The sequence below is a fragment of the Neobacillus drentensis genome, assembly GCF_036962765.1.
Lineage (GTDB): Bacteria > Bacillota > Bacilli > Bacillales > Cytobacillaceae > Neobacillus > Neobacillus drentensis_C.
Window position 1 is genome coordinate 21,644 of sequence record NZ_JBALOS010000064.1, and the last position, 10,721, is coordinate 32,364.

Annotated in this window: 6 protein-coding genes and 1 other annotated feature; all 6 genes read left to right on the plus strand. The window is 41.5% G+C overall.

The window, feature by feature from the left end:
- Positions 1-15: 15 nt before the first annotated feature.
- The 6 genes from hemL to V7137_RS10165 all read left to right on the plus strand — a co-directional run bounded on the left by hemL (position 16) and on the right by V7137_RS10165 (position 10,717).
- Complete coding sequence (gene hemL, locus V7137_RS10140; protein WP_335697968.1) at positions 16-1,302, plus strand: glutamate-1-semialdehyde 2,1-aminomutase; 1,287 nt, start codon at positions 16-18, stop codon at positions 1,300-1,302.
- A 294-nt stretch (positions 1,303-1,596) separates the two neighbouring features.
- The gene (spoVID, locus tag V7137_RS10145; protein ID WP_335697969.1) at positions 1,597-2,925 is read left to right on the plus strand and encodes a stage VI sporulation protein D; all 1,329 of its coding nucleotides are present in this window, start codon (positions 1,597-1,599) and stop codon (positions 2,923-2,925) included.
- Between the two features lie 103 nt (positions 2,926-3,028).
- A complete protein-coding gene (ysxE, locus tag V7137_RS10150) occupies positions 3,029-4,063 on the plus strand; it encodes a spore coat protein YsxE (RefSeq protein ID WP_335697970.1) in 1,035 nt (344 codons plus the stop codon).
- A gap of 362 nt (positions 4,064-4,425) precedes the next feature.
- Positions 4,426-4,663, plus strand: a binding site (T-box leader).
- A 50-nt stretch (positions 4,664-4,713) separates the two neighbouring features.
- On the plus strand, positions 4,714-7,356 hold the full coding sequence (locus tag V7137_RS10155; protein WP_335697971.1) for a valine--tRNA ligase: 2,643 nt from the start codon (positions 4,714-4,716) through the stop codon (positions 7,354-7,356).
- Between the two features lie 256 nt (positions 7,357-7,612).
- Entirely contained in the window at positions 7,613-8,935 is a 1,323-nt protein-coding gene (locus V7137_RS10160; protein WP_335697972.1) for a bifunctional folylpolyglutamate synthase/dihydrofolate synthase, read from the plus strand.
- Positions 8,936-8,995: 60 nt separating this feature from the next.
- The gene (locus tag V7137_RS10165) at positions 8,996-10,717 is read left to right on the plus strand and encodes a sensor domain-containing diguanylate cyclase (RefSeq protein WP_335697973.1); all 1,722 of its coding nucleotides are present in this window, start codon (positions 8,996-8,998) and stop codon (positions 10,715-10,717) included.
- The last annotated feature ends 4 nt before the right edge of the window (positions 10,718-10,721 follow it).

Genomic DNA, 10,721 nt, shown 5'->3' on the forward strand with positions numbered 1-10,721 from the left:
AAAAGAGGGATCGGCATGCGTTCGTATACTAAGTCGATTGAAGCATTTAAAGAAGCCCAAGCCATTATGCCAGGCGGAGTAAATAGTCCGGTACGTGCTTTTAAATCAGTTAATATGGACCCGATTTTTATGGAACGAGGTAAGGGGTCGAAAATCTATGATATTGATGGGAATGAATACATTGACTATGTCCTTTCATGGGGCCCCCTTATCCTCGGGCATACCAATGACCGTGTGGTTGAAGGCTTAAAAAAGGTTGCTGAACTTGGGACAAGTTTCGGTGCACCGACATTAATGGAAAATAAATTAGCTAAGCTTGTGATTGAACGTGTACCATCCATCGAAGTGGTTCGAATGGTATCTTCAGGTACTGAAGCGACAATGAGTGCGCTCCGGTTAGCGAGAGGCTATACAGGCCGTAACAAGATTTTAAAATTTGAAGGCTGTTACCATGGTCATGGGGATTCCCTATTAATTAAGGCCGGTTCAGGTGTGGCAACTCTGGGGTTGCCTGACAGCCCTGGTGTGCCTGAAGGAGTCGCCAAAAACACGATTACAGTCCCTTACAATGACCTGGAAAGTGTAAAGTTTGCGTTTGAACAATATGGTGATGATATTGCTTGTATTATCGTTGAACCAGTTGCTGGAAACATGGGTCTAGTACCACCGCTTCCAGGGTTCTTGGAAGGACTTCGTGAGATTACTTCCGATCACGGCGCGTTGTTAGTTTTTGATGAAGTGATGACAGGCTTCCGTGTTGGATATAACTGTGCACAAGGCTATTTCAATATTACTCCGGACATTACCTGTCTTGGTAAAGTAATTGGCGGCGGGCTGCCAGTTGGAGCATATGGTGGGAAAGCCGAAATCATGAAGCAAATTGCCCCAAGTGGTCCAATATATCAGGCAGGAACTTTGTCTGGTAACCCACTTGCGATGACTGCAGGTTTCGAAACCCTAAGCCAATTAACTCCAGAGCATTACCAGGAATTTATCCGTAAGGGTGATTTACTCGAAAAAGGCTTTAAGGCAGCTGCTGAAAAGTATGATGTGCCCATAACCTTTAACCGTGCTGGTTCCATGATTGGTTTCTTCTTTACCAATGAAGAGGTCATTAATTATGAAGTGGCAAGATCATCTAATTTGGAATTCTTCGCGGCTTATTATCGTGAGATGGCACTTCAAGGCATCTTCTTGCCGCCATCACAATTTGAAGGATTATTCTTATCCACTGAGCATTCAGATGAGGATATCGAAAAAACCATCCGTGCAGCAGAGATTGCATTTTCTAAGCTTAAATAATATCTTTCTAGACACCCACCGGGTTTGGTGGGTGTTTTTTGTATGGTTAGAAATTAATTAGTTTGGCCAGTCTGTGGACTGGTTTCGAGGCGGCTAAAAAAGGTTTTGGCGGAATAATCCTGGGTTTTGGCGGAATGACGATCAATGTTGGCGGAATAAAGTTCAAGTTTGGCGGAATCCAAACCTCTAACAAACAAAAAAACTCTATCCCAAAAAACTACGATTCTTTTCTACTCAAAATTATCATAAATAAAGCCCAAGGCTCATAGAGTGTAAGTGACATAGTGATTTTGCGTGAAGGAAACGAAAGGAGGAGTCGCTTTGTCCCAAGAGAACCAATCGTGCCTACGCTTTTCCTTGGAGGAGTCTTTGTGGTTTAGAAAAGGACAGGAAGTCGAGGAGCTTGTTTCCATTTCTTTAGACCCGGACATTACCATTCAGGAAAACGATCAGTACGTAACCATAAGAGGTTCGCTCGAACTCACTGGCGAATATAAAAGTTACGAAACTAACCATGAAAACGAAGATGAAGGTGTAACATCACAAAAGTTTGTGGAGAGGGTCGATACACGCGAGGAAGGTACCTGTGAATTTTCACATCGATTCCCAGTCGACATCACCATCCCAAATAATCGGATTCAAAGTATCTATGACATCGATGTTCTCGTTGAATCGTTTGACTACTCAATTCCTGAACGCAGTTGCCTGAAACTCGCAGCAGAGCTAACCATTAGCGGTCTATATGGAACTGAACAGCAGCAACAACTACAGGAAGAAGTCGAGGAAATTGAGGTTGTCCATCGTGCGCAACTTGATGAAATCGAAGAAGATGTGGAAGAAGTAGAAGTTGAACTGGAAGCCGTTCAGAGCAGTTACAAAGATAGCTTCTTATTTGAAGCAGAGGCTAGAAAACCGCAAGAAGAAGAGAGCGTTGAAGTTTTACCAAAATTTCCGACCTTCAATTATCAGCCGCAGGAAGAAATAGTAGATGAGGATAATGAACCTGCATGGGAAGTACATGCAGCCAGAAGTGAAGAGAGTCAACCATCATGGGAGTTACAAGAAGCCAGAAATGCAGAGAACCAGCCAGAATGGTATCACCAAGAAGTAAAAAGTGAAGAGACTCAACCAGCATGGAATTTCCAAGAAGTAAAAAGTGAAGAGAGCCAACCTAGATGGGAGTACCAAGAAGTAAAAAGTGCAGAGAACCAACCTGCATGGGAGTTCCAAGAAGCAAGGAGTGAGTCTAGCCACCCTGAGCAAGAGACCGCGGAAGAAATAGTTTCTAAGGTGAAGCCAGCCCCAACAGCTCATGTGGAAGGAAGTCAGGTGGAAGAAAGTTCTTCATCATCTGAAGGAGCACCACCAAAGAATGTGAAAAAGAAAAAACCTGCCAAAAAGAAAAGCATGACGTTAACCGAGTTTTTTGCTCGGAAAGATGAAAGTTCTGAGCAAGCCAGAGTTAAGATCTGCATCGTCCAAAAGGGAGATACTGTGGACACCGTGGCCGATCGATATGATGTATCCGTACAAAACCTCCTTCGCGTCAACAATCTTGAAATTAATCAAGATGTATTCGAAGGCCAAGTATTATATATTCCTAGCAGCCCTGTAAAAAAATAACTGAAAGAGATGAGCGGGTTCTTATGACCTGCTCACCTTCTTTTCATCACAATTTTGTCCCAGAGCGATTACGCTTTTCCTATTGAAAGAGAGTTGAGTTCTCATGAATAACTCCCGTTATACAGATATACTTGCCCCTGTTTTAAAAAATTACCTGATCGAGCCTTATCATGTAGAGAATTTTGGCAGTGTTCTAAAGGTGTATTCAAATAAAGGGACGTTTGCATTAAAAAAAATCGACCCCACGACCGGGACCGACTTCATTCGTCATGTTCATCTTCTCTACCAAAGAGGGTTTAACCGCATTGTCCCCATTTACCCTACCATGGATGGCAGGTATGCTGTCCTGCATGAAAATATTCTTTATTACTTAATGCCGTGGATGTCAAACGAACAGAAGGAAGACCGTGAGCACAAAAATCATCAGCTGTTTCGTGAACTAGCTCGCCTTCATACGCTATCCGCGAAAGAGATAGCAATGAACAAGGAAGAGCGAACCGAGCACTATGAAAAGACGATTCAACAGCATGAAAAACAACAGGAATTCCTTGATGGCTTCATCGATGAATGTGAAAAAAAGACTTACATGTCGCCGTTCGAATTGTTATATTGCCTTTATTACAACGAAATCAGCCAAGCGCTGCGATTCTCAAAAACTAAATTCGAAGAATGGTATGAAAATACGAAAGACAACGAAAAGGCCCGAATGGTCATTACGCATGGGAAATTATCACCCGAGCATTTTTTATATGATGATAAAGGGTATGGCTTTTTTATAAATTTTGAGAATGCTCGCTATGGCTCACCAATCCATGACCTTCTTCCGTATTTATCAAGAGCCTTAAATACCAATCCAAAGCGCAGCGATACAGCTGTTGATTGGGTGTATCATTACTTTAAATACTTTCCATTCAAAGCCGATGAAAAATTATTATTCTTCAGCTATTTAGCGCTCCCGATTCCCATCATCCAAGTGGCAGAAAGCTATTATCGGAAGCAGCGTCCAAAAAATGAGTTGAAATATGTACGCCAGTTGCAGCACCGCTACTGGCATTTGAAAAATTCCGAGTATGTCGTCATGAGAATGACCGAGATTGATGCGCAGTCAGCAGCAAAAGAAGGAGCCCAGCAGCAGTAATCTTGCTACAAGGGCTCCTTAAACGAAATCAAAATAGAGCGACACGGCAATGGCCACAAAAAGTGTTAATAATAAAATATCAAAGAATGTGGGAATGATCAGTGTTCGAATAAATTGGAAGATCACAAACGGAACAATTAACTGCGCGCAAACTCTCCTACAAGTCCGAAACCAGGGTTGGTATTTAAATTTTTGAAAATTTCTCTTCACCAACAACCCCCCCTTTTTATTTTATTTATGTATATTCCACAAGTGCGGAGAATTCTCCAAAAAATAAGCATATAGTATAAAAAATAAAAAAAGTGGTTATCATTATTGACGTCAAACCCTTTTTTTCGGTAGTATAACAGTATAATTTAATTACATAAGCAACGACAGGGAAGAGTACGATACAAACCTGCTTCAAGAGAGGGAAATCATTAGCTGGAAGATTTCCTAAGCAGAAAGTCGGAAGGTCGCCCACGAGCTTCTTCTGCGAACGGATCTTTAGAATCCTATTAGTTGAAGACGGATTAGATCCGTTATCTATATAAGTGCCAATCAGTTTTTTTTGATTGGAAAAAAGGTGGTACCGCGAAGCAAACTCCATTCGTCCTTTTATGACGAATGGAGTTTTTTGTATGGAAAAGGAATCAAAGGAGGATTTTACAATGGAAACAAAGGAACTAACAATGCCTACGAAATACGACCCACAAACGATTGAAAAAGGTCGTTATGAATGGTGGTTACAAGGTAAGTTTTTCGAAGCAAAAAATGATGAGGGCAAAGACCCGTACACGGTAGTAATCCCGCCGCCAAACGTAACGGGGAAACTTCATTTAGGCCATGCCTGGGATACGACTCTCCAAGATATCGTTACACGTATGAAGCGAATGCAGGGGTATGATGTTCTTTGGCTGCCAGGGATGGACCATGCTGGGATTGCTACACAAGCAAAGGTAGAAGAAAAACTTCGCAGCGAAGGCAAAAGCCGGTACGATTTAGGCAGAGAAAAATTTGTGGAGGAAACATGGAAGTGGAAGGAAGAGTATGCTTCCCATATTCGTCAGCAATGGGCAAAACTAGGCTTAGGCTTAGATTACAGCCGCGAGCGATTCACGCTTGATGAAGGCTTATCCGATGCCGTTAAAGAGGTGTTTGTTACCCTTTATAAAAAAGGCCTCATTTACCGCGGGGAATATATTATTAACTGGGATCCGTCCACTAAAACAGCTCTATCAGACATCGAAGTAATCTATAAAGATGTTCAAGGTGCATTTTATCATATGAGCTATCCGCTTGCTGATGGTTCTGGGTATATCGAGGTGGCGACAACCCGACCAGAAACGATGCTTGGTGATACCGCAGTTGCCGTTCATCCAGAAGATGACCGTTACAAGCACCTCATTGGAAAAACTGTCATTCTGCCAATCGTTGGCCGCGAAATTCCAATTGTGGCGGATGATTATGTGGATATGGAATTCGGATCTGGAGCGGTTAAAATTACACCAGCCCATGACCCGAACGATTTTGAACTAGGCAATCGTCATAATCTTGAACGAATTCTTGTTATGAACGAAGACGGTTCCATGAATGATAAAGCCGGCAAGTATAAAGGGCTAGACCGCTTCGAATGCCGTAAGCAAATCGTGAAAGACTTGCAGGAACAAGGAGTTCTTTTCAAAATTGAAGAGCATCCGCATTCTGTAGGACACTCCGAACGCAGCGGTGCCGTTGTTGAACCATACCTTTCAACTCAATGGTTTGTTAAAATGCAGCCGCTCGCAGATGAAGCGATTGCTCTGCAAACCAAAGAAGAAAAAGCAAACTTTGTCCCAGATCGGTTTGAAAAAACGTACTTACGCTGGATGGAAAATATCCGCGACTGGTGTATTTCGAGACAGCTTTGGTGGGGTCACCGTATTCCGGCGTGGTACCACAAGCAAACAGGAGAAGTATATGTTGGTCTAGAAGCACCTGCAGATGCTGAGAATTGGGAACAGGATAAAGACGTACTAGATACATGGTTCAGTTCTGCACTATGGCCATTTTCGACCATGGGCTGGCCTGATACTGAAGCATCCGATTTCAAGCGTTACTTCCCAACCGATGTATTAGTAACAGGCTATGATATTATCTTCTTCTGGGTATCCAGAATGATTTTCCAAAGCATCGAGTTTACAGGTGAGCGTCCATTTAAAGATGTTCTCATCCATGGTCTCGTTCGTGATGAGCAAGGACGCAAAATGAGTAAGTCACTTGGAAACGGCGTTGACCCAATGGATGTTATTGAAAAATACGGTGCCGATGCCTTAAGATATTTCCTTTCAACGGGAAGCTCTCCGGGTCAAGATTTACGCTTTAGCTTTGAAAAAGTAGAGTCGACTTGGAACTTTGCGAATAAAATTTGGAATGCCTCCCGCTTTGCGTTAATGAATATGGACGGTATGACCTATGAAGAAATTGATTTTAGCGGCGAAAAATCGGTTGCCGACAAGTGGATCTTAACACGCTTAAATGAAACGATTGAACATGTGACAAGACTTTCTGATCGTTATGAGTTTGGTGAAGTTGGCCGTGCACTATACAACTTCATCTGGGATGACTTCTGTGATTGGTATATTGAGATGGCGAAATTGCCATTATATGGTGAAGATGAAGCAGCTAAGAAAACAACCCGTTCGATTCTTGCCCATGTTTTAGATCAAACGATGCGTTTGTTGCATCCATTCATGCCATTTATCACCGAGGAAATTTGGCAGAACCTTCCTCACCAAGGAGAATCGATTACAACAGCAAAGTGGCCTGAAGTAAATCCTGCGCTTTCTGATGATCAAGCAGCACAAGAAATGAAACTTCTCATGGAAATGATTCGTTCCGTTCGTAATATTCGTGCTGAAGTTAACACGCCAATGAGCAAGAAAATTAAAATGCTTGTGAAAGCAAAGGATGAAACCGTCCTTAAAGCGATTGAACATAATCGCAGCTATATTGAGCGATTCTGTAATCCAGAAGAATTACAAATGGGCATCGAGCTTGATACTCCTGAAAAAGCGATGACGGCCGTCATTACTGGCTTAGAAATCATCCTGCCACTTGAAGGCTTGATCAACATTGACGAAGAAATTGCTCGTCTTGAAAAAGAATTTGACCGCTTAAATAAAGAAGTAGAAAGAGTTCAGAAGAAACTAGGCAATGAAGGTTTCATGAAAAAAGCCCCTGAGAGTGTTGTAGCGGAAGAGCGGGCAAAAGAAAATGATTATCTCGAGAAGAGAGCGATTGTTGAAGCGCGAATTAAAGAATTAAGAGGGTAATAATTAGTTTGGCGAGGCGAATTCTCTAAAGGATTCGTCTTGCCTTATTACTAACAATGTAAAATTGATCAAAATTAAGGTTAATTGAAGCGATAATGCTAAAGATTACTATTTATCAGCGATTTTCAGTCATATATCGGCGATTCCGTCTAGTTTATCAGCGGAATTTGGATTTTATCAGCGGAAATTCCACTTTATCAGCGAATCAAAGAATAGTTATTTAAAACTATAAGTAAAAAAAGATGGGGTGTCACGGATGTTTACTACATATAAAGAAGCCCTTGAATGGATTCATGCCCGGTTAAGACTGGGGATCAAACCAGGTTTAAAGCGGATGGAATGGATGATGGAAAGACTCAGTCATCCAGAAACAAAAATGAAGACCGTTCATATTGGCGGTACAAATGGGAAAGGTTCCACTGTTACCTTTCTTCGTTCAATTCTTGAAGCAAGCGGGTATACGGTTGGTACCTTTACCTCTCCCTATATTGAACAGTTCAATGAACGAATTAGTGTTAATGGGAAAGCCATCACCGATGCGGAACTGCTCCAGTTAACAAATATCATTCGACCGTTAGCAGACGAATTAGAAGAAACTGAACTAGGCGGACCAACGGAATTTGAAGTCATTACCGCAATGGCTTTTCATTATTTCGCAGAGATGAACAAGGTTGACATCGTTATTTTTGAAGTCGGCTTAGGCGGTCGATTTGATTCAACGAACATTATTCAACCGTTAGCGTCTATCATTACTAACATTGGATTAGATCACATTAATATCCTTGGTCACAATTATGAAGAAATTGCCTTTGAAAAAGCAGGGATAATAAAAAACAACACCGCACTTTTTACAGCTGTCAAACACCCAGGTGCGTTAAAGGTCATTGAGGAACAAGCTCAAAAAAAAGAGGCGCCACTTTATCGCCTCGATCATGAATTTTCGATTAGCGGCCATAAAACCTTAGCAAAGGGCGAAGCGTTTAACGTTTTGACGCAATTTCAAGCACTCGACAATCTAGAGATCAGCATGATGGGCCAGCATCAAACGGAGAATGCAGCCCTTGCGGTGATCGCGGCCCAATTTTTACATCAAAAGGGCGAGTTTATCCTGAACGAGCAAGCAATTCGAGCAGGATTAAAAAAGGCGTATTGGCCAGGTAGGTTTGAAATGCTGTCTGAAAGCCCACTTATTATCATTGATGGGGCCCATAATGAGGAAGGGGTTTCAGCGCTCACTCACGAATTAGTAACGAGATATCCAAATCGCAATCTTCACGTCGTGTTTGCGGCGTTATCGGATAAAAAACTGGACAAGATGATTGCCAAACTAGATAAAATCGCTTCTCAAATTACCTTTGTCAGCTTTGATTTTCCACGTGCAGCGTCATCAGAAGAATTACTAAAGATTAGCCAGTCAGCAAACAAACTGGCCGTCGATGACTGGGGTTCGTTTCTTTTAGAGGAGATAAAAACCCTTGAAAACAATAGCGTATTAGTGATAACCGGTTCACTCTATTTTATATCAGAGGTAAAACCATTTTTGGCTCAATATTTGAAAAATAAGATAATTTCTCTATGACAAGATATTTTTCTAATGGTAAAATAATTTTATCTATATAGAACATAGGGGAGGATAAGCATGGAAGTAAAGCCGTTTATCAAGAACTGTATTTTTCTTACCTGGTTTTTATTAGTTCCCGCCGGTACATGGCTCACCTATAAGGCTTATCCTCCTCATATCTCCGGGCGTTGGTTAGATGTCTTAGCATTTTTGCTGTTAACCTGTGTGGTTGCAACCATGCCTATTGTTATTAATAATATGTTTATTTTCTTAATCCAATGGGTGGCACTTGCTACCTTTTTAAGGTTTGGATTATTTGTTGAAATCATTTTTGCACAAATAGCCGTTATTGTTTTACTTCTAAAGTTACGGATTCTCCGAAAAGGTGAATTATTCCGATTGCCGCTTAATCTGATAATGTTCTTTCTCGTTTCCTTGACGAGTGGATTGGTCTTCAATTGGCTTGGAGGTGAGCCAGGCCCTAGTTTTACCGATAATCCAAATTACTTATGGCTGGCCTTCTCATATGCAGTGGTTAGTTATTCAATGAATCAAATCATTCTCTCCTTCAATCTTTATTTTATTTATAAGAGCAAAGAACCTTATTTTGGAAAGGATTTCATTGTAGAGACCATTACTACTTTCATCACCTTCCCACTGGGGTTTGTGTTGTATACCCTTTATAATCAGTTCGGAAATTTAGCGCTGTTGTTTGTGGGGATCCCTTTTGTCAGCTTATCAATGATTTTCAGACTTTATTATTCTAGTGAAAAAATCAATGAATATCTACAAAAAACGGCAGAGATTGGTCATCAGATGGCCGAGCGCTTGAAGGTCGATGATGTTGTTGATCTGTTAATTCAAAAAGTAAGTGAAATGCTTCCCGTTGATTATGCTTATATCCTTGAGGTAACAAAGAATGATGAGCTCGAATTGGTTCGAGGGATTGAAGAGGGCATGCCTAATAGCTTACCGCCTGTAAAGAGAAATCAAGGAATTAGCGGGATCGTATGGGGTGAACAAAAGACTTTCTTATATACAGCAAGGAAAGAATGGCAGAAATATTCAAATGGACATTTACCGGATGATGCAGAAAGTATCCTAGGTGTACCAATCGTTCGAAGCAAAAAGGTAATTGGCGTGTTATTACTTGCCACGAAGAAAAAGCGTGCATTTGAAAAATTCCAGCTGATGATCATTGATATTCTTTGTTCCCACTTTGCCGTTGCCATTGAAAATGCCAAGCATTATGAACTGACAAAGATGCAAAGTGAACACTGTTCGTTAACAAAACTGTATAATTATCGCTATTTTGAAAACCTTCTAACCGAAGAATTTAATAAATTAACTCGGTTCGAGCGCCGGACGTTATCGTTAATTATTCTTGATATTGACCATTTTAAGCAAGTAAATGATACGTATGGTCATCAAAGCGGAAATGAAGTTCTGGTTGAACTTGCCAGCAGACTAAGCAAGTTAATGGGACTCTCGTGCGGAACCGTCGCTCGATATGGCGGGGAAGAATTCGTCGTTCTTTTACCGGATACTTCCAAAGAAGAGGCCTACGTAATCGCAGAACAAATAAGGAAAATGATCGCCAACTGGCCATTTACAATCAAACAATCCTTAGATTTTGACAAAATGCAGCAAAATGTCATGATCACCGCCTCGATTGGGGTAGCGACAGCACCTGAAGATGCAGAGGATGCACTAGCATTGATACGGCATGCGGATCGGGCGCTTTATGTGGGGGCGAAGAGAGCTGGTCGGAATCGGGTGGCGGAGTATTCGTCTTGTTAAGCAC

Coding starts and splice junctions, on each gene's coding strand:
- hemL (WP_335697968.1), top strand. CDS start 16: ATGCGTTCGTATACTAAGTCGATTGAAGCATTTAAAGAAGCCCAAGCC.
- ysxE (WP_335697970.1), top strand. CDS start 3,029: ATGAATAACTCCCGTTATACAGATATACTTGCCCCTGTTTTAAAAAAT.
- V7137_RS10155 (WP_335697971.1), top strand. CDS start 4,714: ATGGAAACAAAGGAACTAACAATGCCTACGAAATACGACCCACAAACG.
- V7137_RS10160 (WP_335697972.1), top strand. CDS start 7,613: ATGTTTACTACATATAAAGAAGCCCTTGAATGGATTCATGCCCGGTTA.
- V7137_RS10165 (WP_335697973.1), top strand. CDS start 8,996: ATGGAAGTAAAGCCGTTTATCAAGAACTGTATTTTTCTTACCTGGTTT.